Consider the following 25922-nt stretch of genomic DNA (forward strand, 5'->3'; position numbering starts at 1 on the left):
CGCCTGGGTCGCGCTACTTCTGGGCCGCGCCCTTGCCGAAGCGGGCCTCGAAGCGGGCCACGCGGCCACCGGTGTCGAGGATCTTCTGCTTGCCCGTGTAGAACGGGTGGCACTCGGAGCAGACCTCGGCACGGATGGTGCCCTCGGTCAGGGTGCTACGGGTGGTGAACGACGCGCCACAGGTGCAGCTGACCTGGGTCTCGACGTACTCGGGGTGAACATCGCGCTTCAAGGTGTCTCCTAGATTCGGGAGGGCGCCGGGTCGCAGGAGCCGAATTGCGCACTGCGTGAACCGGGGCCGACAGACCAGTCTGCCAGGACCGGGCCGCCTGTCAAAATTCTGAGGACGCTCCCCTCAACGGGGAGGGAGGTGCGGCTATTCCCGCCGGTCGCGGCCGGGCCGTCACTGGACGATGGACCCGGCCTCGCTCTTGTCCCCGGAGGAGTTCTCGGTGGCCGCGGCGGGGATCGGCTGGTCGCCGAGCAGGGCGTCCCAGACCATCTTGGACTCCTTGGCCAGCGGCGCCACGCGGTCCTTGTCCAGCGGGTCCCGCGTCACCGGCAGCGTGATCATGTGCATGTTCTCGCCGGTGATGCCCTGGAGGCCCTGGGCGAATCCCGCGAGGGACTTCACGTCGCCGAGCGCCTTGTCGGTGGTGATCGCCTTGGTCGCGGAGTCCGCGAGGTCGTAGAGCTTCTTGGGGTTGTCGAACACCCCGACGCCCTTGACCTGCTTGATCAGCGCCTTGATGAAGGCCTGCTGGAGCTGTATTCGGCCCAGGTCACTGCCGTCGCCGACGCTCTTGCGGGTGCGCACCAGGCCGAGGGACTGCTCGCCGTTGAGCTTGTGGGGGCCGGGCTGCAGGTCGAGGTGGCTGCCCCCGTCCTTGATCGGCTTGGTCGTGGTGAGCTGCACGCCGCCCAGGTTGTCGATGATCTTCTTGAAGCCGGTGAAGTCCACCTCGATGTAGTGGTCCATGCGGATCCCCGACATCGCCTCCACGGTCTTGACCGCGCAGGCGGCCCCGCCGATGGTGAAGGCCTCGTTGAACTGCGCGCGCTGGCGGGGCGTGCTGCTCTTGCCCTTGCCGGTGGGGCAGGCGGGCCGCGGGAGCATCGTGTCGCGCGGTATCGATATGACGCTGGCCTGCTTGTGGCCCTCGTACAGGTGGATGATCATCGCCGTGTCGGAGCGGGCCGAGCCCCCGTCGTCCGCGCCGTACTCGCTGTTCGCCCCGTCGCGCGAGTCCGAGCCGAGGACGAGGATGTCCATCGAGCCGTTGTCGACGTTGGCGGGGCGGTCCTTGCCCAGGGCCTGGTCGATGTCCACGGTCTTCAGGTTGCCGTTGAGCTTGAAGTAGAACCAGCCGAGGCCGCCGCCGCCCAGCAGGACGACACCCGCGGCCGTCCACGCGGTGATGGTGAGGGCACGCCGGCGCTGCGGCGGTTTACGTCGGCGCCGGGTGGCGGCGCGTCGGCCGCGACCCTTGCTTTCCTCGCTCATGCTCTCCTCAGTCCTGCGTGCGTTGCCCGCCGCGTCTCTCATTCAGACGGACTAGTGCGTTCCAGGGTTCCACGGTGTAGAGGGCGGGGGAACCATCGGGGCGGACAAGGGGAGCGGGCATCGGCGTTCCGTGACGGACCGGCCACCCTCGGTGTCCCACCGGCGGTGCGGGAGCCCCGGGGACGGGCGGGCGCGGGGTGCGGCCGGGGCGGGCGTGTGGTGAAGGTCGCACGGGTCCGGCGGGCGCCGGACACGACGAAGCCGCCCCCGCCGCGGAGGCGGCGGGGGCGGCTTCGGTGAGACGCGGACCGGTCAGTCGTCGTTCTTGCCGGCCGGGGTCGTCTTGGCGATCTGCATCAGGAACTCGGCGTTCGACTTCGTCTGCTTCATCTTGTCGAGCAGCAGCTCGATCGCCTGCTGCGAGTCGAGCGCGTGCAGCACCCGGCGCAGCTTCCAGACGATGGCGAGCTCCTCCGCGTTGAGGAGGATCTCCTCCTTGCGGGTGCCCGACGGGTCGACGTCGACGGCCGGGAAGATGCGCTTGTCGGCGAGCTTGCGGTCGAGCTTGAGCTCCATGTTGCCGGTGCCCTTGAACTCCTCGAAGATCACCTCGTCCATGCGCGAGCCGGTGTCGACCAGCGCGGTGGCCAGGATGGTCAGCGAGCCGCCGTCCTCGATGTTGCGCGCGGCACCGAAGAAGCGCTTCGGCGGGTACAGCGCGGTCGAGTCGACACCACCGGACAGGATGCGGCCGGAGGCCGGGGCGGCGAGGTTGTACGCACGGCCCAGACGGGTGATCGAGTCCAGCAGGACGACCACGTCGTGACCCAGCTCGACGAGGCGCTTGGCGCGCTCGATGGCCAGCTCGGCGACGGTGGTGTGGTCCTCGGCCGGACGGTCGAAGGTCGAGGAGATGACCTCGCCCTTGACCGACCGCTGCATGTCGGTGACCTCTTCCGGACGCTCGTCGACCAGGACGACCATCAGGTGGCACTCGGGGTTGTTGACCGTGATCGCGTTGGCGATGGCCTGCATGATCATGGTCTTGCCGGTCTTCGGCGGGGCCACGATCAGACCGCGCTGGCCCTTGCCGATCGGCGACACGAGGTCGATGATGCGCGTGGTCAGCACGCCCGGGTCGGTCTCCAGGCGGAGCCGGTCCTGCGGGTAGAGCGGGGTCAGCTTCTGGAACTCCGGTCGGCCGCGGCCGGATTCGGGCGCCATGCCGTTCACCGAGTCCAGCCGCACGAGGGCGTTGAACTTCTCGCGGCGCTCGCCGTCCTTGGGCTGACGGACCGCACCGGTGGTGTGGTCGCCCTTGCGCAGCCCGGCCTTGCGGACCTGGGCCAGCGAGACGTACACGTCGTTCGGGCCGGGCAGGTAGCCCGAGGTCCGGATGAACGCGTAGTTGTCGAGGATGTCGAGGATGCCCGCGACGGGGATCAGCACGTCGTCGTCGGCGACCTGCGGCTCGTTCGGCGCGAACTCGTCGCGGCCACGACGGCCGCGGCGGTCGCGGTAGCGGCCGCGACGGCCACGGCGGCCGTCCTCGTCGAAGTCGTCCTGCGGGCCGTTGTCCTGACGGTCCTGCCGGTCCTGACGGCCCTGCTGACCCTGCTGGCCCTGGCCGCGGCCGCCCTGCTGCTGCCGGTCGGCACGGTCCTGACGGCCTCCGCCGCCCTGACCCTGACCGCCCTGGCCCTGAGCGCCCTGACCCTGACCGCCCTGGCCCTGGTCGTCGGCCTTGGCACCGCGCTCGCGGCGGCCCTGCTGACGCTCGCCCCGCTCACCGCGCTCGCCGCGCTCGCCCCGCTCGGCGCGGTCACGGCGGTCACGGCGGGTCCGGCCCTCGCCGGCCTCCTGCGTCTGGCCCTGGCCCTGGGCCAGGGCGGCGGTCGCCGCCTCGGCCTTGGGCTCGGCCGCGACGGCCGCGGGGGCCTCGGTCTTCTGCTCGACCTGCACGACGGCGGGGGCCGAGGTCTCCGGGCTGCCGGAGGGGGCGGTCGCCCGGCGGCGGCGACGCTCGCCCGCCGGGGCCTCCTCCCCGCGCTCGGCCTCGCTCGCGCGGGAGGGGCCGCCGGCCGGCTGGCCCGGAATGTCGATCTGCGCCTGGACGGCGGGCTTCTCAACGGGCGCCACGGCGGCGGTCTCGCCCGTACGGGCCTTGCTGGTGGCGCGGCGCTTCGGCTTGGTCTCGGCGGCCTCGGCGGCGGCGGGAGCCGCGGCCTTGGGGGCGCTGCCGCCCTGCGCCTCCTTGATGACCTCGATCAGCTGGCTCTTGCGCATCCGCGCGGTGCCCCTGATTCCGAGGCCCGACGCGACCTGCTGCAGCTCGGCCAGGACCATGCCCTCGAGGCCGGTGCCGGAGCGGCGACGCTTGGGCGCGGCGCCCGCGGCGGGGGCGCTGGTGTCGACGTTGGTGTCGGCAGCGCCCATCAGATCGGTGGTGTCGCTCACGAAGGGTCCTTCCCTGGAGCGGACGTCGGCCTGTCTGGCTCGGCGACCGGTTGTGCTGTCCGACGACAGACCATGACCTGATGGGGCATGGACCGCAGCCGGGGCGGTGGTCCGCCGGAAGATGTACGGCGGAGGGGAACGTGCGTGGGTGGTTCCGGCGAGAAGCCCCCGAGCTGGAAGCGTGGGAATGTCACGCCGATTCCGGAGCGTGCTCGAAACTGCTGGCAGCGATCAAAGCAGTCGGGGAGGCTCCCGGAAGAAAGGTGGTCCCGGATGGGGACACTGAGCACCGAGCCATGGCGGCTTCGGATGCGCACTTGAGACTAACACTACCGGATCCAACAGACATTCCCCCTCTCAATCTCCGGCAATAGCCCCGTCCGCGGGTGGGCGGCCTGCCCGGCCGCCCGCCCCCGGCGGGCCGTGTCGTCACGACACGGTCTGGCCGCCCTGGGCACCCAGCGGAAGGACGCTCGCGCCCGCGGCGTCGAGGGCGAGCCGGTTGGCCGCCCACCCCTCGCCCGCGAGCCGCGCGACCTTGTCGGCCGCGTCGTTGTCGACCAGCGCGAGGACCGTGGGGCCCGCGCCGGAGATGACCGCGGGGATGCCGTCCGCCCGCAGCCGGCCCACGAGCGCGACGCTCTCGGGCATCGCCGGGGACCGGTACTCCTGGTGCAGCCGGTCCTCGGTGGCGGGCAGCAGCAGCTCGGGACGCCTGGTCAGGGCCTCCACGAGCAGGCCGGCACGGCCCGCGTTGACGGCCGCGTCCACGTGCGGCACGGTGCGCGGCAGCAGGCCGCGCGCGGTCTCGGTGAGCACCGGGCTGGAGGGCACGAAGACCACCGGAACGATGGAACCGGCGGGCTCCATCCGGATCGCCCGGGCACTGCCCCCGTCCATCCAGGCCAGCGTGAAGCCGCCGAGCAGACAGGCGGCGACGTTGTCGGGGTGGCCCTCGATCTCGGTGGCCAGTTCCAGCAGCGCCGCGTCGTCGAGCTTCGCCTCGCCGCCTATCGTCACGGCGCGCGCGGCGACGATGCCGGCGCAGATGGCGGCCGAGGAGGAGCCGAGGCCGCGCCCGTGCGGAATGCGGTTGGCGCAGACGACCTCCAGGCCGCGCGGCTGGCCGCCCAGCAGGTCGAAGGCGGTGCGCATGGAACGTACGAGGAGGTGGCTCTCGTCCCTCGGGAGGGTGTCGGCACCCTCGCCGGCGATGTCGATGTTCAAGCCGGAGTCGGCGACACGGACGACCACGTCGTCGTAGAGCCCCAGGGCCAGACCGAGGGCGTCGAAGCCCGGGCCGAGGTTGGCACTGCTGGCGGGGACGCGCACTCGTACGGCGGCGGCGCGGAACGCTGGACCTGCCATCGGTCGATGACACTCCTTGTGACTGTGCGAGATCTGGTGGCGGTGCGGGATCTTCGCTGCGAAATGTACTGGACTACGTACGACACCCGAAGGCCCTCGGGGCAGCACCGCGGTCCGGGGCGCGGTGGCGGATGTAAGTACAGCGTATCGAAGGAAGGTTCTCCCGCGACATAGGGCGCACAGGAGGCGCACGATGCGTGTCGCGGCCCTCCCCCGGGCCGCCGCGGATCCCGGTGCCGTACGGGGCCCCGCCGCCGGGTTCCGGAAGTTTCCGGAACCCGGCAACGGGGCGGGCGGGGCGCGGTGGCCCCGGGGGTCCCGGGGACCCGGGTCAGATCAGGCCGAGACGGACGGCCGCTGCCTCCGCGTCCACCGGAATGGTGACCGGCTGCGGAGCGCCGGCGACCGCCCAGTCGGGGTCCTTCAGGCCGTTGCCCGTGACGGTGCACACGATCCGCTGGCCCGGGTCGACCAGACCGGCCTCGGCGGCCTTCAGCAGACCGGCCACCGACGCGGCCGAGGCGGGCTCGACGAAGACACCCTCCTGCGCGGCCAACAGGCGGTAGGCGGCCAGGATCTGGCGGTCCGTCACCTCGTCGATGAAGCCGCCCGACTCGTCCCGGGCGGCCAGCGCGTAGTCCCAGGAGGCCGGGTTGCCGATGCGGATCGCGGTCGCGATGGTGTGCGGCTCCTTGACGATCTCCCCGCGCACGATCGGCGCGGAGCCGGAAGCCTGGAAACCCCACACGCGGGGCGTACGGGAGGCGAGGCCGTCGGCCTTGTACTCCTTGAAGCCCTTCCAGTACGCGGTGATGTTGCCGGCGTTGCCGACGGGCAGCACGTGGATGTCGGGGGCGTCGCCGAGCGCGTCCACGATCTCGAACGCGGCCGTCTTCTGGCCCTCGATGCGCACCGGGTTGACCGAATTGACCAGCGCCACCGGGTAGTTGTCGGACAGCGCGCGGGCCAGGTCCAGGCAGTCGTCGAAGTTGCCGTCGACCTGCAGGATCTTGGCGCCGTGCACGAGCGCCTGGCCCATCTTGCCGAGCGCGATCTTGCCGCGGGGCACGAGCACCGCGGAGACCATTCCGGCGCGCACCGCGTAGGCGGCGGCGGAGGCCGAGGTGTTGCCCGTGGAGGCGCAGATGACGGCCTTGGCGCCGTCCTCCTTGGCCTTGGTGATGGCCATGGTCATGCCGCGGTCCTTGAAGGACCCCGTGGGGTTCGCGCCCTCTACCTTGAGGTGCACCTCACAGCCGGTGCGCTCGGAGAGCACCTGGGCGGGGACGAGGGGAGTACCACCCTCGCGGAGCGTGACCACCGGAGTCGTGTCCGTCACCGGCAGGCGGTGGCGGTACTCCTCGATGATGCCGCGCCACTGGTGGGTGCGATTGCTGCTCATGGGTCCTTACTCCCCTTCAACACGCATGATGCTGGCGACACCGCGCACGGTGTCCAGCTTCCGCAGCGCCTCGACGGTCCCGGAAAGGGCGGCGTCGGGCGCGCGGTGGGTGACGACGACGAGGGAGGCCTCATTGCCGACCCCGTCCGGACGTCCTTGCTGACGTACGGTATCGATGGACACACCGTGCTCCGCGAAGGTCGTCGCCACCTGGGCGAGCACGCCCGGCTTGTCCGCCACATCGAGGCTGATGTGGTAGCGGGTGACGACGTCCCCCATGGTGCTGACCGGCAGCTGGGTGTACGCCGACTCGCCGGGCCCCTTTGCCTGGGCGAGCTTGTTGCGGCAGACCGCGACGAGGTCGCCCAGTACCGCGGAGGCGGTCGGGGCGCCGCCGGCGCCAGGCCCGTAGAACATGAGCCGCCCGGCGGCCTCGGCCTCGACGAAGACCGCGTTGTACGCCTCGCGGACGGAGGCGAGCGGGTGGCTGAGCGGGATCATCGCCGGGTGCACGCGGGCCGTGACGGACCGGCCGTCGGCGGCGCGCTCCAGGATCGCCAGCAGCTTGATGGTGCAGCCCATGCGCTTGGCGGAGGCGAAGTCCGCCGCGCTGACCTCGGTCATGCCCTCGCGGTAGACGTCGTCGAGGCGCACCCGGGTGTGGAAGGCGATGCCGGCCAGGATCGCGGCCTTGGCGGCGGCGTCGTAGCCCTCGACGTCGGCGGTCGGGTCGGCTTCGGCGTAGCCGAGGGCGGTGGCCTCGTCCAGGGCCTCCTGGTAGCCGGCGCCGGTCGAGTCCATCTTGTCGAGGATGAAGTTGGTCGTGCCGTTGACGATGCCCATCACACGGTTGATCTTGTCGCCGGCGAGGGACTCGCGCATCGGGCGGACCAGCGGGATGGCGCCCGCGACGGCGGCCTCGTAGTAGAGGTCCAGCCCGTGCGTCTCGGCCGCGGCGTGCAGCGCGGCGCCGTCCTGGGCGAGCAGCGCCTTGTTCGCCGAGACGACGGAGATGCCGTTCTCGAAGGCGGTGGTGATCAGGGTGCGGGCGGGCTCGATGCCGCCGATGACCTCGATGGCCACGTCGATGTCACCGCGTTTGAGCAGGGCCGTCGCATCGGTGGTGACCAGCGCCGGGTCGATGCCCTCGCGGACCTTGGAGGGACGGCGCACCGCCACGCCGGCGAGTTCGACGGGCGCGCCGATCCTGGCCGCCAGATCGTCGGCGTGCGTCGTCATGATGCGCGCCACCTCTGAGCCGACCACTCCACAGCCCAGCAGCGCCACCTTCAGCGGACGCGTACGCATCATTCGACCTACGCCTTTCGATCTTCCATCCGTAACCCGCGCGCGGATGCGCGCGGGTCCTGAACCAGTCTCACTCAATGGACAGCAGTTTCCATCCTCGGTCCATTGAGTGAGACACCGCCCAGATGCCTATTTTGGGGGTCGAGGGGCTTTCCCCAGAAATATGGGAATCACCCGAGGTCGAGACGCAGGAGATCTTCCTCCGTCTCGCGCCGGACGATCACCCGGGCCTGCCCGTCGCGCACGGCGACGACGGGCGGGCGGAGCGCGTGGTTGTAGTTGCTGGCCATCGAGCGGCAGTACGCCCCGGTGGCCGGCACCGCGAGGAGGTCACCCGGCGCCAGGTCGGCGGGGAGGAAGGCGTCCTTGACGACGATGTCGCCGCTCTCGCAGTGCTTGCCGACGACGCGGACCAGCATGGGCTCGGCGTCGGAGACGCGGGAGACGAGGGCGACCGAGTACTCGGCGTCGTAGAGCGCGGTGCGGATGTTGTCCGACATGCCGCCGTCGACGGAGACGTACGTACGGAGCCCTTCGAGGGGCTTGATCGTCCCCACCTCGTACAGGGTGAAGGCGGTGGGGCCGACGATCGCGCGGCCGGGCTCCACGGAGATCCGGGGGGCCCGCAGGCCGGCGCTCTCGCACTCCCGGGCCACGATCTCGGTGAGGGCCTTGGCGATCTCGTGGGGCTCGCGCGGGTCGTCGGCGGAGGTGTAGGCGATGCCGAGGCCGCCGCCGAGGTCGATCTCGGGGAGCTCGACGCCGTGCTCGTCGCGGACGGCGGCCAGCAGCTGGATCACCCGCTTGGCGGACACCTCGAAGCCGGCCATGTCGAAGATCTGGGAGCCGATGTGGGAGTGGACGCCGAGCAGGTCGAGGCTCTCGTGGCCCAGCGCCCGCCGGACGGCTTCGGCGGCGGAGCCGTCGGCGACGGCGATGCCGAACTTCTGGTCCTCGTGGGCGGTCGCGATGAACTCGTGCGTGTGCGCCTCGACGCCCACCGTCACGCGGATCTGCACGGGCTGGCGCACACCGAGCTCGCGGGCGACGTGCGCGACGCGGGCGATCTCCTGGAAGGAATCGAGGACGACGCGGCCGACGCCCGCCTCGACGGCCCGGCGGATCTCGGCCTCCGACTTGTTGTTCCCGTGGAAGGCGATCCGCCCGGCGGGCATTCCGGCGGCGAGCGCGGTCGCCAGCTCCCCGCCGGAACACACGTCCAGGTTCAGTCCCTCTTCCTTCAGCCACTTCACGACGGCCTTGGAGAGGAATGCCTTTCCGGCGTAGAAGACGTCCGCGTCCTTGCCGAAGGCGTGGGCCCAGGCGCGGCAGCGGGCGCGGAAGTCCTCCTCGTCGAGGAAATAGGCGGGAGTGCCGAACTCCTCGGCGAGCCGGGTCACTTCCATCCCGCCGACGGTCACGACGCCGTCGTCGTTGCGCCCGACGGTGTGCGCCCAGACCTTCTCGTCCAGCGCGTTCAGGTCGGCGGGCGGCGGTGCGTAGTGGCCCTCGGGCAGGACGTCGGCGTGGCGGGGCCCGGCGGGGTGCGCGGAACGGCTCATCGGAATCTCTCTTCGCGGGTCACAGGAAGTCGGGGGCGTCCGTGCCGAGCAGGGCCAGGCCACCGGCCAGCACCGTCCCGGCGGCTTCGGCGAGGGCCAGCCGGGCACGGTGGGCGGCCGAGGGTTTCTCGTCCCCTCGGGGCAGGACGTGGTGCTGGTGGTCGAGGAGCACGTCGGCGACGGTGACGAGGTGCCGGCAGAGCCGCTCGGGCGCCCGGTGGTGCGCGGCGGCCTCGAGGACGAGGGTGTGGTCGGCGAGCAGCCCCGTGAGGGCGCGGCTGTCGGGAGTGGCGGGGTCTTCGTCTGCCACGGCTTGGAAACCGAGGGCGGCGGCGCCCCGGACGAGGGCCCGGGCGCGGGAGTGCGCGTACCGGACGAGGAAGGGCTCGCTGGACTCGTCCTGGGCGAGGAGCCCGGCGGTGAAGGAGGGGGTCTCGCGGGGCGGCACCGCGAGCATGGCCCAGCGGGCGGCGTCGGCCCCGTAGCGGGCGACGACGTCCCCGTCGCGCCGGGCGACGGGCGCGACGGCGAGGTCCTCCCGGTCCTCCCCGTACCCCTGGGCGGCCCGGAGCCGGGCGACGGCCTCGCGCACGGCCCGCTCGCGCGGCCCGACGGCGGCGGCCCAGCGGAAGGGACCGGCCTCGACGGCCCCCTCGGCGTACCCGTACCGGGGACCGCGCCTCAGGACCTCCCGCACGAGGGCGGCGTCGGAGCGGGGGGCGAGGGTGAAGTTGAGGAACCCGGCGCCGGTGACGTCGACGCGGGTGATCCCGGGCTCCGCGCGCAGCAGCCCGGCCAGGGTGTGCGCGACGTCGAGGGGCGCCCGGCGGGTACCGTCTCCGCCCTTGGCCAGCCGGAAGGCGACGGGGCTGGCGTACTCCCCCGCCCCGCCGGGCCGCGTCCGCTCGACGACCACCCGCTCGGGCACGGTCCCGCCCAGCTCACCGCCCTCGACGGCACGGCGTACGGCGCGTACGACGGCACGAGAGAGGTCGGCGGGAATCACGGCACCCAGCCTAGGCGAGAAGGCCCGCCCGCCCGCATCCGGTTTCGCCATGTGAACAGGAACGCGAAACGGCGGGTCCCCTCACACGCCCCGCCCGGCGGGAGCGCCGCCCTTGCGCTCGCGCCGGTTCTTGCGCTCGACGAGCCTGCGCACGACGCGCACCAGCTCGGCGGGCTCGAAGGGCTTGGCGACGAACGCGTCGACCCCGGCGGCGATCCCGGCCTCGACCTCGTGCTGCGCACAGGCACTGACGATGGCGACGGGCAGGTGCCGGGTCCGCGGATCGGCCCGCAACTGCGCGGCCGCCCCGAACCCGTCCAGCCGGGGCATGACCACATCAAGGGTGATCGCATCGGGCCGCACGCGGTGGACGATGTCCAGACACTCGGCACCATCGTTCGCGGTCACGACCTCGAAGCCCTCCAGCTCGAGATTGACCTTGATCAGCTGCCGGATGACCTTGTTGTCGTCAACAACAAGCACCCGGCCCGAGGCGCCTGGCACAACTCGAGAGTAGGTCTCCCTAAGCTCCCGCGTCCGGGTTTTCGCCACTTCCACCCCCTCCGGGCGACCGACCTCCCCCTCCCGCCCAAAACGGTTCCTGATCACCCCGGGGGAGCTGGTAGTGTTCAACCCGTCGCCGCAACGCGGACGACGCGCCCCCGTAGCTCAGGGGATAGAGCAACGGCCTCCGGAGCCGTGTGCGCAGGTTCGAATCCTGCCGGGGGCACTTCGCAAGAAGTGCCCAAAGACCCCGCCATCAGCGGTAACGCTGAAGCCGGGGTCTTCGCGTATGCGCGGCCATCTGCCGCCCTGCGCAGCCGTATGTCAGCCGCTGTGGACTATTCGCGGCCTGGATCCCAGCGGGACTTCGCCGGTCAGCCCGTACAAAAGGTCACCGTCGAGGAGGTTTCGAGAATCGGCTCCCGCCGTGGCGACAGCCGTGCTTCAGGGGAGAAGCCCGACACGGAACAGATCACCGGACCGTGGTCTCACTTGGCACGACGGCCCCCATGTGCGCCATCCGGCGGCCAGTGGTTCTAGGAGCCCGCTCGGTTCACCGTGCCAGGTGATGGTGAGGGCATCCCGCGCACGGTTCGCCGCGACGAACGGAGCGACCGGGCAGGCGCGGGCCGTCCTGCAGCCTATCGACGGTGTCCGGTCCGGCCGGTGTGATCCGAGGTCAGACCGACGGCTTCTGGATCGGCGCATCGCTGGCGGCCCGGAGATAGATGCGGGTGGTGCCGGGCTGGAATTCGTGTGCGTAGATGTCCGTACAGAACTGCACCGCCCGGCCTTCGGGCGTCTTGCTGTCCCCACGGCAGACCCCGCCGACGCGCATGCCGTCGACGAATGTCTCGGGCTCGGGCAAACCGAGGTGGCTGAAGCCATCGATACGGGTGTACCCCGGCTTTTTGGGATGGGTGTTGCGGACCAATCGCGTGCCCTCCGGCTGCAGCGGCCCCAGGAACCGGTCCGCTTCGGCGGTCGTCACGGTGAAGACGAGCAGCGCGACATCGTACTGAGGGGTGCTGTGGAGCCCGGCTCGCCGGTCAGCGGCCGTATCCGGTACCTGGAAGCCCATCGTCTTCGCCGTCCACTCGGGCGTGGCGCCCTGCTCCCAGCAGCACGTCCTCCGCTCCTCGGCGGGGTGACTCGGCCCGTACGCGAAGATCAGAACCGCGCCGAGGAGGCCGAGCGCGCACAGGCCGGAGAAGGCCCAGGCTGCCGCCGCGAGGCCCCGCCGCCCGGGCCGCTTCCGCTTCCCGGGCACGGCGGGAGCCGATGGGGCGCTCATCGATCCACGTCCCCGCCACCGTCGCGGGCATGGCGGCCCGGGTCGCTGCGCTCTCCGGCCCGTCCGGGATCTTCGGGGGCGGGCACTGCCGCACCGTTGCCCAGTTCGTAGTGCTGGACCGAGCCGCTTCCCGCCATGTTGAACTCCTGGGCCAGGCCGACCTTGTGCTGTCGGCTCGGCTCGCCGTCGGGGATCTCGAAGCTCCCGATGTGCACGCCCTTGCCCTCGTCCCAGTTGTACCGGTCCCAGACGTTGACCTGGTAGTCGAGCCCGACCGCTGGCTTGCCGTCGGCGCCCGGTACAACGGTGACCACCCCCGTCACGTTCGACCGGGCGGAACCGACCGCGTAGAACCAGTTGGGATTCTCCGCCATGGAGAAGGAGTAGTCGGCGTTGGGGGTTTCGACCGGCATCGCGACGGGCCGGCCGCCGTTCCTCTCGTATTCCGCCAGCGCCTGCTCACGCCATTGCGCTTCGTGGTTGAGGAGGTGACGGCGGTCCACATGGCCCTGGAAGCCGTCGTCATCGGTGAGCATCTTGTCGACCGGGAGCTCCATCGGCGTGCCGGTGTCGTCCAGATAGTGCTTCATGTTGCGGGAGGCGTCGTTCAGGCCTCTTCCATCGGCGAGGACGACGAGCCCTTGCATCTTGGTCCTGGTGATCCAGTCGCCCCATTCGGCCCCCTCCGCACCGTGCCTGCCGGATCCCCTATCGGGCGCCACCTGCTTGACCGACGGGCTCAGGAGACCGGCGCCGATCAGGTCGCCCCTGTGGGCGGTCCACAGCTGCGCCCGCGCGTCGGGGCTGAGCGACTGCCAGAGCCTTCGCAGTTCGGCTTGTTGGGCGGGCTTGGCATCGTCCCCCAGGGCGGCCAGCTTCATGGCGCGGGGCAGCTGGTCCTGGTCCAGCGAGGCGTACTCGGCGTGGCCGGCGTTGTACGGGTCGGCGCCGTGCGAGGCACGCAGCGCCCGGGTGACCGCCGCGTCCACCTCGGCCGCGTGGCTGACCAGGCCCGCGAGTGTCTCCGCGTACCAGCGGATCATGTTCTGGGTTCGCTGGCTGGGACCCTTCGCGTCACAGATGGATGACTCCACCCGGACCTTGCCACCGCCGCCATCGGACACCAGGAGCCCCGGATCCGGCTCGGAGCCGCGGTCCGGGTCGCCTCGCCTCGCCTCATCGGACAGGGCCTTGGCCTGCTTCTGGATCCCGGTCAGCTCCTCATGGGCGTCGGCCAGGACCGCGTGAATGCCCTGGGCCTCGCGCCGGAGGCCGTCCACCTCCTTGGCCGCGCTGCGGACGAACTCTCTGGTGACGGTGGCGTTCGCTCCCTCCCAGCGGGCCGCCTCCGATTTCTTCACCAGGCCATCGCGCACGGTGCCGTGCAGCTTGGCCAGCTCCTCCGCGGCCGTTTTCCACTCCGAGGCGGATTCGTTCAGCTTGGCGAGGTCGAGCGTGATGAGGTCGGTCCAGGTCAGGGTCACTTCACGTACATCTGTATTTCGGAGACCGACATCGCGGAGCCGTCGCGGTGACGCAGGCTGGCGGCGATGACCTCGTCGTCGTTCGCGTGGGCCTTCTCGGAGTAGTCGAGGTGGTTGGAGATGTGCGCGTACATCTGGAGCACCGTTTTGACCTGCGCGTCCCAGGTGGAGAGGGTCACGGACAGTTCGGCACCCATGGTCAGGTTGCGGCTGGAACACTCGGCCGCGGCCCGGCCGGTCGCCCCGGTGCCGGCGATGTCCGTCTTCTTGCGCAGTTCGCCGTGGATGAGGAACGCCTCGTGTCCGACGGCCCCCAGGTCGTCTTGAGTGACGACCAGGTCATGCGACGAGCCGCCCCCCGCGGCGACGCCCTGCTTGGCGGCTGCCCACTCCTCGTCGAACGTCACAGAAGCCCCCCCCCTTGGCGCGCGAATCGGAAGGGACAACCTTAACGGCCGCCGCGAACAGGGCCGTTCGGTGCGGGAGGTCCAACTCGGCGCTCACGGTGCTGCCGACGGGCAGCCGATCCCGCACCGCCCAGCGGGCCGCGACCGCCGTACGAGGAGAAGTCCACGGCCGCTTTGGGCGAGCGGCGGCCGCGGGCGGCGCCGCGGCGGGCGCTGCATCCTTTGGCCTAGTGGGCTTTCGGTCCTGGGGAGGATGAGGGGGTGGCGGGGGCGCGGGAGGGTTGGGGGGTGCGGACAACCATCGGGTACACCATCGAGAGCATCGGCTACGTCATCGGGGCCCAGGGGCTCGTCGGCTTCGCTTCGCGGGCCTTCTTCGGCGCGGAGTGGGGCTGGATACACAAGGTCGTCGACCTCCCGCCCGCCGCCTACCTCGGGGTCATCGCCGTGGGGCTGGCGCTCGTCGGCGGCGGGGTGAGGACGCGGCGGGTGCCGGGCTCAGGCGTGGCCCGCGGTCATGAGGGCGCGTGAGGCCACCGCCAGGTGGTGAGACGTGCCCCAGGCCCGCCACTGCGTGCCCCCGCCGGCCCTGGCCCGCTGCCGCGTGGCGCACTCCTCGAGCCGTGCGTCGCCCCACGACGTGCGCGCCCCCGCCGCCGGCCAGTGTGCTGAGCCGACCAGGTCCGCGCTCAGGGCGAAGAAGTCGTCGTTGCCGGACCGGACCCGGGGATAGACGTAGACCTGCCAGTCCTCCGGGGTCGTGTAGCGCATGTTCGGATCCGGGGTCCCGCGGGACCGCGCCGGCATCCGTGGATGCGTCACCCCGAAGTCGCCGAAGTCCGGCGGCTCGGCGTCGCACCCGCGTGCGACTCGTCGCCACAGCCGTACGTCGTGCCGGGGAACCGGCGTGGCCCGCCCCCGGGGGAATCCGGTCAAGTTCACCGGGAAGGCACCGGCGGCGACGCACTCCCGCCGCCAGGGCCACGGGGAAAGGGCCCTCAGCGCGCCGAGGGCGCGATCGGCCAGGAGGTCGCGGGCCCGGTCGGAGCCGACCGGACCCGCGTCGACGAGGAGGTCGACCTCCTCCGGTCCGAGCCGCAGACGACCGAGCAGGGCGCGGATCTGCCCGCGCTCCGGCAGGGGGCCCGGCGCGTCGGCCGCCACGGACAGGCGCAGGCAGACGCCGCTGCGGTGCGCGGCGGCCGCCCGGGAGGCCTCCGCCAGGACGTCCGGCGGGTCCGTGAGCCGGATGACCGGGCGCATCGGTACGCCGCGCAGGCCCAGCGACTCGCTGAGCCGGTCGATCGGGCCCCCGGCGGCGCCCTCCAGCACGCGTGCCGCGGGCAGGGCGCCGCTGTCCACCGTCAGCACCATGCCCGGTGGGACCGCGTCCATCGCACGGTCGCAGAAGGTCTCGAGGACGTTGCGCACGTCCGGGTCGGGCACCAGCTCCATGACGGGGCGGATGCACGAGCGGACCGCGGGCGTGGTGTGCCGGAGGGCCGAGAACTCCCCCGCCTTGCCTTTGAGGATCGGAACGTAGGCCAACGGCTCACCCCCAGCGCACCCGGCACGCACCAGCCCACGGACGTCCCGCCCGTTCCCGGCCGAGTGTGACGGGAACGCGCCGGTCCGGGGAGGGGCGCACACCGGTCGCACGGCGGGCCGCCCCGCGCGGCCGGCTCGTGACTTCAGGGCCCGGGGTCCGGTTCCGGGCTGCGGCTGAGGGCCGCCAGGGACGGGAGGGCCGTCAGGGCGAGGGTGGCGGCCGCCAGGGAGACGAGGCCTCCCGCGGAGAGGGCCCAGCGGGGGCCCCAGTGTTGTGCGAGGAAGCCCGTGACGAGCGCGCCCAGCGGGGTCGTGCCCTGGAAGATCACCGTGTAGAGGGCCATCACCCGGCCCCGGTAGGCGGGGTCGGAGCCGAGCTGGACGCGGTGGTTCGAGGCCTGGGCGAAGTACATCATCGTGAAGCCGGTCAGGATCAGCAGCAGGCAGGCCACCGGCAGGGTCGGTGCCAGGCCCGTGACGGCCTCGGTGGCGCCGAACGCCAGGGCCGATCCGGTCACCACGAGGGCCGTCGGCCGGCCCCGGCGGGCGGTGGTGGCGAAGGCGGCCAGCAGGGAGCCCGCCGCCAGGGAGCTGCTGAGCAGGCCGAAGGCGGTGGAGTCGGTGTGGAACTCGGTCTTCGCCAGCAGGGGCAGCGTCAGCTGGAAGTTGAACCCGGCCAGGCCCAGTACGCCGACCAGCGCCAGCGGCAGCATCAGGTCCGGACGCCGGCCGATGTAGCGCAGCCCGTCCACCACCCGGGGTTTGGCCGGGCGGACCGCGGGGACGTGCAGCTCGGCCGGGCGCATCAGGGCGACGCTGATGACCGTACCCAGGTAGCTCACCGCGTTGATCAGGACGACGGGCCCGACGTCCAGGCGGGCGATGAGGAAGCCCGCGAGCGCCGGGCCCGCCACCCGCGCGGCGTTGAAGTACGCCGCGCTCATCGCGGAGGCGTTCGGCAGGAGTTCGCCCCCGACCATCTCGCCGACGAACGAGATCCGGGTCGGCGCCTCCACCGAGTTGACGGTGCCCAGGGCCAGCGCGAAGAGCCAGATGTGCCAGAGCCGGACCTCGCCGAGCAGGATCCACAGGCCGAGCGCCAGGGCGAGCGCCCCGGACGCGCCGTTGGCGAGCATCAGCAGCCGCCGCTTGCTGTGCCGGTCGGCGAGCCGGCCCCCGTACAGGGTCAGCAGCAGCACGGGCGTGAACTGCAGGGCCGTCACCACGCCCAGCGCGCTGCCCGAGTCCCCGGACAGCTCCAGCACCAGCCAGTCCTGCGCGACGACCATCATCCAGGTGCAGGTCACGGAGAGCAGCTGCCCCAGGACGAACAGCCGGAAGTTGCGCACCGACAGGGACTGGAAGGTGCGCCTCAGGGTCTCCACGGCTCGGTCGGTTCCCTTTCCACGGCCCCGCGCCGCCACGGCGGCCCACTGGGGAACACGGTCGTCCCGCTCCCTCGATTCTGCGTCGTGCCGGTCCGCGGGCCACTTCCGGTGGTCTGTACGAGGGGGGTGGGGTGGGTCTGTGGGATTTGGGGGGTGGGTGGGGGGCGGGGGCGTGCGTAGGGTGGTTGGTGAGGCCGCGTCGTGCCGTTGACCTGGCACTTTGCGGGAAGACAGGCGGACGGGATGGGGCTACGAGGATGCGTGAGCTGGCGGAGACCGCACGGCGGTGGGTGGCCGAGGGGCGGGTCGCGTTCCTGGCGCGGCCGGTGACCGAGCAGGGGTTCGGGCCGCGGGATCCCGCCGGGGCCGTGCTCGTGGACGCGCGGGGCGAGTGCGTGGGGGCCCTGTACCGGGGGGTGTTCGACGCCGAGCTCGTCGCCGAAGCGGGTGCGCTGGGCGGGGACGGGGACCGGGCCCGGGTGTGCGAGCTGTCCGTGGGCGCCGGGGAGGCCGTCGAGGCCCGGCTGACCTGCGGCGGCCAGGCCGAGGTGCTGTTGCAGCCGCTGGCGGCGGTGCCGGAGCAGTGGTGGGAGCTGCTCGGCACGGGGGCCGGGGTGGCGCTGGTGACGCGGCTCAACGAGGCCGCCGACCGGGCCGAGAGCCGGGTCGTACGGGTCGGCGGGACGCCCGCCGACGACGCCGAGCGGCGGGCCGGGGAGCTCCTCGGCACGCGGCGGCCCGGGCGGGACGCCCTGTACGGGGGGTCCGGGCTGGTGCTGGTGGAGGCGTACCCGTCGGCGCCCCACGTGGTGATCGGCGGGGCCGGGGAGCTGGCCGAGGTCATCGGGGCGCAGGCGGCGCTGCTGGGGTGGGAGGCCGTGGCCGTGCAGAGCGCGGCCGAGGCGGAGAAGGTGCTGACCGCCCACCGCGACGCGGCCTGCCTGGTGCTGCTGAGCCACGAGCCGGACTTCGACGTGCCGGCCCTGCGCACGGCGCTCGCGCTCGGGATCCCGTACGTCGGGGCGCTCGGCTCCCGCCGGACCACCGCGCGGCGCCGCGAGGGCCTGGTCGCGGCCGGGGTGCGGGAGGCCGAGCTGGCGCGGGTGCACGGGCCGATCGGGCTGGACCTGGGCGCCAAGACGCCCGCGGAGACGGCGCTGGCGATCTGCGCCGAGATCCTCGGGGTGCTGGGCGGCCGGGAGGCACAGGGGCTGCGGGACTCCGACGGCCCGCTGCGGTGATTCTTTTCGGCCGACCGCGTGAATCCTGACCAAAAGCGGGAAAATAGGACGTATGAACACGACCCTGATCTCCCTCGCGATGGACAGGACACTGACCAACATCGCCTGGTTCCTGGTCGTCGGGCTCGCCGTCGTCGGAGTCCTGCTCGGTGGATTCGTGCTGGGCAGGCGGGTGCGCGACCACGAGCCCGCACCCCCCACCCCCGAGACGCAGCCCCACCTCCCGGACGGCGGTGCGGTGTACGAGGTGCGCGAGGAACGGGATTACGTCGAGATCCCCGAAGGGGGCCTGCGCCCGCACGAGATGCAGGGGTACGGGAACTTCGGGTCCCGGACCCACAGCCACCCGGTCGAGGCCCGCGCGGAGCGGGAGTCCGGCTACGCGCCGCAAGAGGGCCCCGGCCCGCACCCGCAGCCCGGCGCCCCGCCGGACGCGGGCCGCGGCGCCCACGCCTGACGCCGGCCCGTCCCAACGGCCCCTGGCCCGCGCCCACCGCGGGTCAGGGGTCCGTCCGGGCCCGTCACAGCAGGTCGGTCCGCAGCCGGAGCACCTCCGGCGGCGGGTGCCGGGCCGAGCTGCGCCGGACCTCGGCGGCCAGCGGCGGGTCCAGCGGGCGGAACGGCACGTCCCCGAAGCCGATCGCGGTGACGGTGGCCCCCGCCGGGGCCGTCTGCGTACGGGCCGCGACGGCCGCCGCCACCTCCGTGCGCAGGGACGCCGACAGCGGACTGGAGACCAGCGGCTCCTCGTCGTCCTCCCCCGGCAGCACCAGGACGAGCGCCTTGGGATGCCGCGGGGTGCCGGTGAAGCCGACCACGGCCGCGTCCGCCACGTCGGTGTGGCGCAGCTTGCGCCAGCTGCGCCGCCCGGCCGGGTAGGCCTCGTCGAGCCGTTTGACGACCAGGCCCTCGATGCCGCTGGCGGGCAGGGTCTCGTACCAGGTCTCGGCGAGCTCCGGGTCGGTGGTCATCGGTACCGGTTGCAGCGGCGGGCCCAGCGGCAGGAGCAGGTCGACGAGGAGCGCCCGGCGGCGTTCGTAGGGCCGGGCGCGCACGTCGAGCCCGGCCAGCTCCAGCACGTCGAAGGCGGCGTACGAGGCGGGCAGGGACTGGGCGAGCACCGCGGCCCGGACCTGCGTGGCGGCCGCGGCGCGCCGCTGGACCAGCGCGAAGTCGGTGCGCCCGGCGTGCCAGACCACGACTTCCCCGTCCAGGACGGTCCCGGCGGGCAGCTGCCGGGCGGCCGCCACCAGGTCGGGGAACGCGCCGGTGACGATGCGGCCGGAGCGGGCCTGGAGCACGACGTCCGCCGCCGTGCGCCGGACGAGGAGGCGGTGGCCGTCGAACTTGGGCTCGTACGCCAGTCCCGCCCCGCGCGGCAGGGTCCGTACGGACGCGGCCAGCGCCACCCGGATCACGGCAGTCTCCCGGCCCGTTCGGGGTCGGTCAGCGGGGCGAACAGGTCGCCGTCGCGGGCCAGCCGGGACGCGATGTCGTCGGCGAGGAACACCAGGTCGGCGGGGGCCCGGCAGGCCTCGGTCTCCGCCCACGAGACGGGGGCGGAGACGGTCGGCAGGGGGCGGGCGCGCAGCGTGTAGGGGGCGGCGGTGGTCTTGGCGGCGGCGTTCTGGCTGTGGTCCACGAAGACCTTTCCCGGGCGCAGCGCCCGGGCCATGCGGTGCACGACGAGTCCGGGCAGGGCGGCCTCCGCCTCCTGGGCGAGGGCCTTCGCGTACGCGGACACGCGCGCGGAGGGGGTCGGCTCCAGGGCGACGGCCAGGTGCAGGCCCTTGGAGCCGGAGGTCTTGACGTGGGCCTCCAGGCCGTCGGCGGCGAGGCGCTCGCGCAGCCACAGGGCGGCGGCGCAGCACTCGACGACGGTGGCGGGCGGGCCGGGGTCGAGGTCGAGGACGATCCGGTCGGCGACGGCCGGGCGGCCGGCGGTCCACTGGGGCGTGTGGAGCTCGACGACGAGGTTGGCGGCCCACATGAGGGTGGGCAGGTCGCTGACGACCACCTGCTCGGCGCGCTCGTCCTCGGAGCGCGGAACGGGGGTGGTCTTCACCCATGCGGGGGTACCGGGCGGCGGGTTCTTGGTGAAGAAGAGCTGCCCGTCCGGACCGTCGGGGTAGCGCAGGAAGGAGACCGGGCGGTCGTGGACGTGCGGGAGCAGGACGGGTGCGACGGTGGCGTAGTAGTGCAGCACCTCGCCCTTGGTGAAGCCGGTCCGCGGGTACAGGACCTTGTCCAGGTTGCTGAGCGCGATGCGACGCCCCTCCACCATGGTGATCGGCGTCATACGATGAGATTGCCACGAATCAGGAGGAACCGTGCGATCCATTTGGAACGGGGCGATCTCCTTCGGCTTGGTCAGCATTCCGATCAAGCTCGTGAACGCCACCGAGAGCCATTCGATCTCCTTCCGTCAGATCCACGTGACGGACGGCGGCCGCGTCCGGTACCGCAAGGTGTGCGAGCTCGACGGCGAGGAGGTGTCGACCGCCGAGATCGGCAAGGGGTACGAGGAGGCGGACGGATCGATCATCCCGATCACGGACGAGGACCTGGCGCGGCTGCCGATCCCCACCGCGAAGACGATCGAGATCGTCTCGTTCGTGCCCGCCGACGAGATCGATCCCCTCCAGATGGACGCCGCCTACTACCTCGCCGCGAACGGCGCGACGGCCGCCAAGCCGTACACGCTGCTGCGGGAGGCGCTCAAGCGGAGCCGGAAGGTCGCGATCGCCAAGTACGCGCTGCGGGGGCGGGAGCGGCTCGGCATGCTGCGGGTCGTCGACGACGTGATCGCGATGCACGGGCTGCTGTGGCCGGACGAGATCCGCGCCCCGGAGGGCGTGGCCCCGGAAGGCTCGGTAAGCGTACGGGAGGCCGAACTCGACCTGGCCGACGCCCTGATGGCCACCCTGGGGGAGGTGGAGATCGCCTCGCTGCACGACGACTACCGGGAGGCCGTGGAGGCCATGCTCGCGGCGAAGGCGGGCGACGGGTTCGAACCGGCGCAGACGGTGGCGGAGCCGGCCGGCGGCCAGGTCATCGACCTGATGGCGGCGCTGGAGAGCAGCGTCCGGGCCGCCCGGGCCTCGCGCTCCGGGGACGGCGACGGCGACGCGGCCGCGGCCGACGCGGGAGCCGGGGGCGGGGGCGACGCCGGGGCCGGGGCCGAGGTGACGCCGATCCGGCGGAAGGCGGCGCCGGCCGCGCCCAAGACGGTGGGGGGTAAGAAGTCGACGGCCTCGGCGGGGGCCGGAGCGGCCAAGAAGGCCGCCGCCGGGCGGAAGACCGCGTCGGTCGCCAAGACGGCCAAGACGGCCAAGACGGCCGCGTCGGGCGCGGCGGCGGGCGGGAAGAAGTCGGCTTCGGCCACCGCCCGGTCCGCCTCGGCGACGGCGGGCGGCAAGGCCGCCGCCGCGAAGTCCGGCGCGGGCGCGGCGAAATCCGGCACGGGGGCCGCGAAGAAGGCGGCGCCCCGCAAGCGGAGTTCGGCCTGACGGAGCGCCGCGCGAGCGCCGCGCCTCAGCGACCCGACCAGGCGGAGTGGCTGCGGGCCAGGGCGAAGAGCGCTTCGGTGTCGGGCGGTTTGAGGGTGACCGGGGCCGCCGCGAGGAGGGCGGCGGCGGTCGGCGGCTGGAGGACGAGGACGTCCCGGACCGTCGGCGCCACCTCGACGCGCGAGGCGTCGGCGAGCGCGAGCACCGGGGTCACCGGCGCCGTCAGCACCCGGGCGGCAAGGGCGGCCGCCCGGCGGATCCAGCGGGGGTCCGGGGTGGGTTCGGCACGGCCCACCGTCAGCAGCAGGTCCCCGACCCGGGCGCGCTGGCGGCGGCCCGGGACCGTACGGACGACGAGGATGCCCGGCGGCCCGATGAGGAGGTGGTCCAGCAGCCCGAGGCCGGGCAGCGGGATGTCGTGCAGGACCCGCCAGTGCGCGTCCGACTCCTCCAGGAGGTCCAGTTCGGCCCCCATCCGTTCGCGCGCCTGGAGCTCCTGGCGCATCCGGTGCCGGGTCCGGCTGCCGGGCGATCCGTACGCGAGTTCGCCGAGCAGCCTTTCGCCCGGGCGGTTCGGGGCCAGGTCCTGGTCGGGCCGCAGCGCGAGCCGGCGCAGGTCGGCGGCGGTGGGGACGGGGGGCGGCCCGATGGTCCACTCGCCGCTCAGGTACGGGCGCAGGGCCGCCAGCACCGGCTCGCGCTGGTCGTCCGCGAGGACGCTGATCCGGTTGGTCCGCCGGTCGTACCAGGCCACCGCCCGGCCGTCGGGCCGGTTGACGTAGAGCCTGCCCCGGCCGGGCCGTCCGCTGGGCACCACCTTGAGTCCGCGCATCGGCTCACCCCCGCCGTCCATGGGAGCAGCCGGGACCGTCCACGGCAATCCCTCGGTTGTGTAACAGCTCCGTCGGCTCCTTGCGGCCTCGCTGTTACACGTCCACCGCCGTACTGCAACGGCCGGGGCCTACGTTGGTGCCGCCCGCAACCGCCGGGACCCGTCCCGTACCGAAGGATTCCCGTGAGTACCGCTCGCCGCCGCTCCGCCGTTCGCGCCGCCGCCGTGACCGCCTGTGCGGCCGCCGTGCTGGCGCTGCCCGCCGGCGCGGCGTCCGCCGACGGGGTGCCGGCCGCCTCCGGGACGCAGCGGACGCTGGTCAAGAGCCTCACCCTGGCGGACGGCCTCTCGACGGCGAAGGTGTACCGGGTCGCGAAGGACGCGTACCAGGCCGAGATCCAGCGCGCGGGCGCCACCGTGGCGACGCTGCACAGCCGTGACGGGTACACCGGCTTCGGCACCACCGGGGAGCTGCACACCGCGCTGCGGCCCGACGGGCGGCTGTCCTCCTGGGTCGGGGACACCCTTCCGGATGCCGGCGGCTCGCACGCGGTGGCGGGCGACGGGTACAAGACCGGGACCCGGCACACGGGCGGGACGGACGGTGCCGGCGGCGGTGGCCGGGTGCTGCCCGCCGCCGTGGAGGGCGGCGGGCGCGACGGGGCCACGGGCACCGGGACCGTGCAGGCGCTGCGGCTGAACACCATCGCCGACGGGCCGGGCGAGGGCGTGCTGCTGCTCGCCGCGGGCGGCGGGATCGCGGCCGTCGGAGCGGCCGGGCTGGGCTTCGCGATGCTGCGGCGCGGACGCACCGAGGGCTGAGCCGGCCGGGCCGGCGGGCCGACCCGCACCGTGCCGGGCGCGGGTGCCGGGCGTCCGGTGAACGGACGCGGCGGCAAAAGGGATGTTTCTCTGCATAAAGTTGATGGATATCGACCGGATGCCGTGCAGAGGAGGGCTCACCCCGTGCGAAATCGACCGTTCCGCTCGGGTGCCGCCCTGCTCCTGGCACTGTTGCCGCTGCCCCTGCTGGCCGGGTGCGGCGATCCCGGGGGGCTGTCCGCCGCCGGGCCGACGCCGACCGCGATCGGGCCCGTACACCTGTGGCCGGAGCGCAAGGGTGCCGACGTACCGCCCGCCGATCCGGGGGGCGCGCCGCCCGTCTACGTCCAGGGGCTGCCGAGGGTTCCCGGTCAGGACGTGAGCGGCGTCGACCCGGTGGCCCTCGTCCAGGCGGAGCTGCGGGCCCACCCCGGGGCCGTGACCGGACCGGACGGGATGCCCGCGCAGACGGCCGCCGCGATCCGGGACTGCGGGACGCCGCGCGAGGAGCCGGGCAAGTGCCCGGTGCGCAAGCCGTACTACCGGGACCTCACCGGGAACGGCAAGGACGAGGTCGTGGTGGGCATCGACCTCCCCGACACGATGATGTCCGTACGGGTCTACACGGCGGACGCCGACGGACGGCTCAACCGGATCATGGCGACCACCCAGACCGTCGTCTCGGTGGAGCTGGCCGGGCAGGACGTGATCCTGCGGGTGCCGAGCGGCAACCCGGGCTACGAACTGATCACCGCCTGGTCCTGGGACCCGCGGCAGAAGACGATGCTGCCGACGAGGGAGCAGGTCGTACGGGTGCCGGCGCGGGCGCGGTCCTCGGCGGGGGCGGGTTCCTCGGCGGGGGCCGGCGCGGGGGCCGGGCCGTGAGGCGGGTGCTGCCCGCGTGGACGGCGTCGCTGACCTGGAAGTCGGCGTGCTTCATCGTGGTGATGTGCTGCTCGCTGGCAGCGGTGGTGGGCGCGCTCGTCCACGTCGAGGTGACCCGGCAGACCGTCGCGACCGCCCGCGACAAGGCACTGAACAGGCTGCACGACGCCGCCCTCGCGTACGAGGCCGGCGAGAACCTGCCGCGCGGCGCCGCCCTCGACCCGGCCGGGCTGCCGCCGCGGCTGCGGGCGCTCGCCGTGAGCGGACAGCGCGGGACGCTCGTCGCGGAGTCCCGCGGGCGGCCCCTGATGTGGGCGGCGGCTCCGGCGGACGGCAAGGCGCTGGCCACGGCCGTCGACTACGGGCAGAGCGCGCGCGCCATCCGGGGCCTGGACAACGCGATCATCGGCTCCTCGCTGCTGGCGCTCGGCGGAACCCTGCTGGTGGGGGCCTTCGCCGTGAGCCGGGTGACGGGGCGGCTCCAGCAGACGGCGGCGGTCGCCCGCCGGATCACCGGCGGCGACCTCGACGCGCGGGTCGGCGATCCGCGGACGAAGGACCCCTCGCGGCACCAGGACGAGGTCTCGACGGTCGCGGGGGCGCTGGACACGATGGCGGCGACCCTACAGGCGAAGCTGCTGCGCGAGCAGCGGTTCACCGCCGACGTCGCGCACGAGCTGCGCACCCCGCTGACCGGGCTGCAGGCGGCCTCGGAGCTGTTGCCGGAGGGGCGGCCGACGGAGCTGGTGCGGGAGCGGGTGGGCACGATGCGGCAGCTGACGGAGGACCTGCTGGAGATCTCCCGGCTGGACTCCGGCAGCGAGCGGGTGGACACCGACCTGCACCAGCTGGCCCGGCTGGCGCACCGGGTGGTGCGGGCGTCGGGCACGGACACGGAGGTCCGCGTCCTGCGGGACGCGCACGTGGAGACGGACCGGCGGCGGCTGGAGCGGGTGCTGGGGAATCTGGTCGCGAACGCCCACAAACACGGACGGGGTCCGGTGGTGGTGACGGTGGACGGGCCGGTGGTGACCGTACGGGACCACGGCGACGGGTACCCGGACTACCTCCTCGCCCACGGGCCGCAGCGGTTCCGCAGCGGCGGCAGGGGGCACGGGCTGGGGCTGACCATCGCGGTGGGTCAGGCGGAGGCGATCGGGGCGGAGCTGGAGTTCGGGGAGGCGGAGGGGGGCGGGGCGCTGGCGGTGCTGAGGCTTCCCGTGTCCGCGCCGATGCCCTAGCCGGGCGGGGCGGGGGTGGGGTGGGGTGGCTGCGGGGCGGGGCCGGGGCGGGGCGGCCGGGGCCGGGGCCGGGGGGGGGGGGGGGGGGCGGGGCGGGGGGGCGCGGCGGGCCCCCCGGGGGGGGGGGGCCCGGGCGGGGGGGCCCGGGCGCCCCCACCCC

The 25922-nt window shown here is 73.2% G+C and carries 24 protein-coding genes and 1 tRNA gene; 8 read left to right on the forward strand and 17 right to left on the reverse strand.

Annotation, left to right across the window (positions count from 1 at the left end):
* Nucleotides 1–13 precede the first annotated feature (13 nt).
* The 9 genes from rpmE to ACGFXC_RS17855 form a co-directional block, all read right to left on the reverse strand.
* The gene (gene rpmE / locus ACGFXC_RS17815; protein ID WP_351822319.1) at nucleotides 14–232 is read right to left on the reverse strand and encodes a 50S ribosomal protein L31; all 219 of its coding nucleotides are present in this window, start codon (nucleotides 230–232) and stop codon (nucleotides 14–16) included.
* Between the two features lie 171 nt (nucleotides 233–403).
* Nucleotides 404–1504 (reverse strand): LCP family protein, encoded by a 1101-nt coding sequence (locus tag ACGFXC_RS17820; protein ID WP_393713734.1) that lies wholly within the window; start codon nucleotides 1502–1504, stop codon nucleotides 404–406.
* Nucleotides 1505–1816: 312 nt separating this feature from the next.
* Nucleotides 1817–3961, reverse strand: coding sequence for a transcription termination factor Rho (gene rho, locus ACGFXC_RS17825; protein ID WP_393713736.1), 2145 nt, complete (start codon nucleotides 3959–3961; stop codon nucleotides 1817–1819).
* Nucleotides 3962–4390: 429 nt separating this feature from the next.
* A complete protein-coding gene (gene thrB / locus ACGFXC_RS17830; RefSeq protein ID WP_393713738.1) occupies nucleotides 4391–5329 on the reverse strand; it encodes a homoserine kinase in 939 nt (312 codons plus the stop codon).
* A 331-nt stretch (nucleotides 5330–5660) separates the two neighbouring features.
* Nucleotides 5661–6731 (reverse strand): threonine synthase, encoded by a 1071-nt coding sequence (thrC, locus tag ACGFXC_RS17835; protein WP_393713740.1) that lies wholly within the window; start codon nucleotides 6729–6731, stop codon nucleotides 5661–5663.
* Between the two features lie 6 nt (nucleotides 6732–6737).
* Nucleotides 6738–8042 carry a homoserine dehydrogenase gene (locus ACGFXC_RS17840; protein WP_393713742.1) on the reverse strand — a complete coding sequence of 435 codons (1305 nt, stop codon included), beginning with the start codon at nucleotides 8040–8042 and terminating at the stop codon, nucleotides 6738–6740.
* Nucleotides 8043–8209: 167 nt separating this feature from the next.
* Nucleotides 8210–9601: a diaminopimelate decarboxylase gene (gene lysA, locus ACGFXC_RS17845; RefSeq protein ID WP_393713744.1), complete on the reverse strand. Its 1392-nt coding sequence runs from the start codon at nucleotides 9599–9601 to the stop codon at nucleotides 8210–8212.
* Between the two features lie 19 nt (nucleotides 9602–9620).
* Complete coding sequence (gene nrtL / locus ACGFXC_RS17850) at nucleotides 9621–10607, reverse strand: ArgS-related anticodon-binding protein NrtL (protein WP_393713746.1); 987 nt, start codon at nucleotides 10605–10607, stop codon at nucleotides 9621–9623.
* A gap of 81 nt (nucleotides 10608–10688) precedes the next feature.
* Nucleotides 10689–11159, reverse strand: a complete 471-nt coding sequence (locus ACGFXC_RS17855) for a response regulator (protein ID WP_393713747.1) — start codon at nucleotides 11157–11159, stop codon at nucleotides 10689–10691.
* Nucleotides 11160–11265: 106 nt separating this feature from the next.
* Here ACGFXC_RS17855 and ACGFXC_RS17860 point away from each other — a divergent pair.
* Nucleotides 11266–11337: transfer RNA gene (locus ACGFXC_RS17860), tRNA-Arg, on the forward strand.
* Between the two features lie 453 nt (nucleotides 11338–11790).
* Here the strand turns inward: ACGFXC_RS17860 and ACGFXC_RS17865 are convergent.
* From ACGFXC_RS17865 to ACGFXC_RS17875, 3 genes are read right to left on the reverse strand one after another with little or no spacing between them, the layout of a single operon-like run.
* Complete coding sequence (locus ACGFXC_RS17865; RefSeq protein WP_393713749.1) at nucleotides 11791–12405, reverse strand: hypothetical protein; 615 nt, start codon at nucleotides 12403–12405, stop codon at nucleotides 11791–11793.
* Nucleotides 12402–13889 carry a hypothetical protein gene (locus ACGFXC_RS17870; RefSeq protein WP_393713751.1) on the reverse strand — a complete coding sequence of 496 codons (1488 nt, stop codon included), beginning with the start codon at nucleotides 13887–13889 and terminating at the stop codon, nucleotides 12402–12404. The genes ACGFXC_RS17865 and ACGFXC_RS17870 overlap by 4 nt, the downstream gene beginning before the upstream one ends.
* Nucleotides 13886–14296: a hypothetical protein gene (locus ACGFXC_RS17875; protein WP_393713753.1), complete on the reverse strand. Its 411-nt coding sequence runs from the start codon at nucleotides 14294–14296 to the stop codon at nucleotides 13886–13888. The genes ACGFXC_RS17870 and ACGFXC_RS17875 overlap by 4 nt, the downstream gene beginning before the upstream one ends.
* 288 nt (nucleotides 14297–14584) lie before the next feature.
* Between ACGFXC_RS17875 and ACGFXC_RS17880 the strand changes: the two genes are divergently transcribed.
* The gene (locus tag ACGFXC_RS17880; RefSeq protein WP_393713755.1) at nucleotides 14585–14827 is read left to right on the forward strand and encodes a hypothetical protein; all 243 of its coding nucleotides are present in this window, start codon (nucleotides 14585–14587) and stop codon (nucleotides 14825–14827) included.
* Here ACGFXC_RS17880 and ACGFXC_RS17885 read toward each other — a convergent pair.
* The gene (locus tag ACGFXC_RS17885; protein WP_393713757.1) at nucleotides 14795–15844 is read right to left on the reverse strand and encodes a beta family protein; all 1050 of its coding nucleotides are present in this window, start codon (nucleotides 15842–15844) and stop codon (nucleotides 14795–14797) included. The genes ACGFXC_RS17880 and ACGFXC_RS17885 overlap by 33 nt on opposite strands.
* Nucleotides 15845–15987: 143 nt before the next feature.
* On the reverse strand, nucleotides 15988–17229 hold the full coding sequence (locus ACGFXC_RS17890; protein WP_393713759.1) for an MFS transporter: 1242 nt from the start codon (nucleotides 17227–17229) through the stop codon (nucleotides 15988–15990).
* 260 nt (nucleotides 17230–17489) lie between these two features.
* Between ACGFXC_RS17890 and ACGFXC_RS17895 the strand changes: the two genes are divergently transcribed.
* Entirely contained in the window at nucleotides 17490–18473 is a 984-nt protein-coding gene (locus tag ACGFXC_RS17895; RefSeq protein ID WP_393713761.1) for an XdhC family protein, read from the forward strand.
* 52 nt (nucleotides 18474–18525) lie between these two features.
* Nucleotides 18526–18930 carry a DUF6479 family protein gene (locus tag ACGFXC_RS17900; protein WP_393713763.1) on the forward strand — a complete coding sequence of 135 codons (405 nt, stop codon included), beginning with the start codon at nucleotides 18526–18528 and terminating at the stop codon, nucleotides 18928–18930.
* A gap of 64 nt (nucleotides 18931–18994) precedes the next feature.
* On the opposite strand, the gene ACGFXC_RS17905 is transcribed toward ACGFXC_RS17900, so the two are convergent.
* Nucleotides 18995–19888: an ATP-dependent DNA ligase gene (locus ACGFXC_RS17905; RefSeq protein ID WP_393713822.1), complete on the reverse strand. Its 894-nt coding sequence runs from the start codon at nucleotides 19886–19888 to the stop codon at nucleotides 18995–18997.
* Nucleotides 19888–20772, reverse strand: coding sequence for a non-homologous end-joining DNA ligase (gene ligD / locus ACGFXC_RS17910; protein WP_393713765.1), 885 nt, complete (start codon nucleotides 20770–20772; stop codon nucleotides 19888–19890). Before ligD ends, ACGFXC_RS17905 begins: the two co-directional genes overlap by 1 nt.
* 31 nt (nucleotides 20773–20803) lie before the next feature.
* Here ligD and ACGFXC_RS17915 point away from each other — a divergent pair, with 31 nt between their 5' ends.
* The gene (locus ACGFXC_RS17915; RefSeq protein WP_393713767.1) at nucleotides 20804–21982 is read left to right on the forward strand and encodes a Ku protein; all 1179 of its coding nucleotides are present in this window, start codon (nucleotides 20804–20806) and stop codon (nucleotides 21980–21982) included.
* Between the two features lie 25 nt (nucleotides 21983–22007).
* On the opposite strand, the gene ACGFXC_RS17920 is transcribed toward ACGFXC_RS17915, so the two are convergent.
* Nucleotides 22008–22814 (reverse strand): nuclease-related domain-containing protein, encoded by an 807-nt coding sequence (locus ACGFXC_RS17920; protein ID WP_393713769.1) that lies wholly within the window; start codon nucleotides 22812–22814, stop codon nucleotides 22008–22010.
* A 183-nt stretch (nucleotides 22815–22997) separates the two neighbouring features.
* On the opposite strand from ACGFXC_RS17920, the gene ACGFXC_RS17925 reads away from it, so the two are divergent.
* The 3 genes from ACGFXC_RS17925 (at nucleotide 22998) to ACGFXC_RS17935 (ending at nucleotide 25762) form a co-directional block, all read left to right on the forward strand.
* On the forward strand, nucleotides 22998–23636 hold the full coding sequence (locus tag ACGFXC_RS17925; RefSeq protein WP_393713771.1) for a hypothetical protein: 639 nt from the start codon (nucleotides 22998–23000) through the stop codon (nucleotides 23634–23636).
* A gap of 144 nt (nucleotides 23637–23780) precedes the next feature.
* A complete protein-coding gene (locus tag ACGFXC_RS17930) occupies nucleotides 23781–24521 on the forward strand; it encodes a hypothetical protein (protein WP_393713773.1) in 741 nt (246 codons plus the stop codon).
* Nucleotides 24518–25762, forward strand: coding sequence for an ATP-binding protein (locus ACGFXC_RS17935; protein WP_393713775.1), 1245 nt, complete (start codon nucleotides 24518–24520; stop codon nucleotides 25760–25762). Before ACGFXC_RS17930 ends, ACGFXC_RS17935 begins: the two co-directional genes overlap by 4 nt.
* Nucleotides 25763–25922: the final 160 nt, after the last annotated feature.

Origin of the sequence: Streptomyces sp. NPDC048507 (assembly GCF_043199995.1) — a bacterium.
GTDB lineage: Bacteria > Actinomycetota > Actinomycetes > Streptomycetales > Streptomycetaceae > Streptomyces.

Coding starts and splice junctions, on each gene's coding strand:
- ACGFXC_RS17820 (WP_393713734.1), bottom strand. CDS start 1,504: ATGAGCGAGGAAAGCAAGGGTCGCGGCCGACGCGCCGCCACCCGGCGC.
- thrB (WP_393713738.1), bottom strand. CDS start 5,329: ATGGCAGGTCCAGCGTTCCGCGCCGCCGCCGTACGAGTGCGCGTCCCC.
- thrC (WP_393713740.1), bottom strand. CDS start 6,731: ATGAGCAGCAATCGCACCCACCAGTGGCGCGGCATCATCGAGGAGTAC.
- ACGFXC_RS17840 (WP_393713742.1), bottom strand. CDS start 8,042: ATGATGCGTACGCGTCCGCTGAAGGTGGCGCTGCTGGGCTGTGGAGTG.
- lysA (WP_393713744.1), bottom strand. CDS start 9,601: ATGAGCCGTTCCGCGCACCCCGCCGGGCCCCGCCACGCCGACGTCCTG.
- ACGFXC_RS17865 (WP_393713749.1), bottom strand. CDS start 12,405: ATGAGCGCCCCATCGGCTCCCGCCGTGCCCGGGAAGCGGAAGCGGCCC.
- ACGFXC_RS17895 (WP_393713761.1), top strand. CDS start 17,490: ATGCGTGAGCTGGCGGAGACCGCACGGCGGTGGGTGGCCGAGGGGCGG.
- ACGFXC_RS17900 (WP_393713763.1), top strand. CDS start 18,526: ATGAACACGACCCTGATCTCCCTCGCGATGGACAGGACACTGACCAAC.
- ligD (WP_393713765.1), bottom strand. CDS start 20,772: ATGACGCCGATCACCATGGTGGAGGGGCGTCGCATCGCGCTCAGCAAC.
- ACGFXC_RS17920 (WP_393713769.1), bottom strand. CDS start 22,814: ATGCGCGGACTCAAGGTGGTGCCCAGCGGACGGCCCGGCCGGGGCAGG.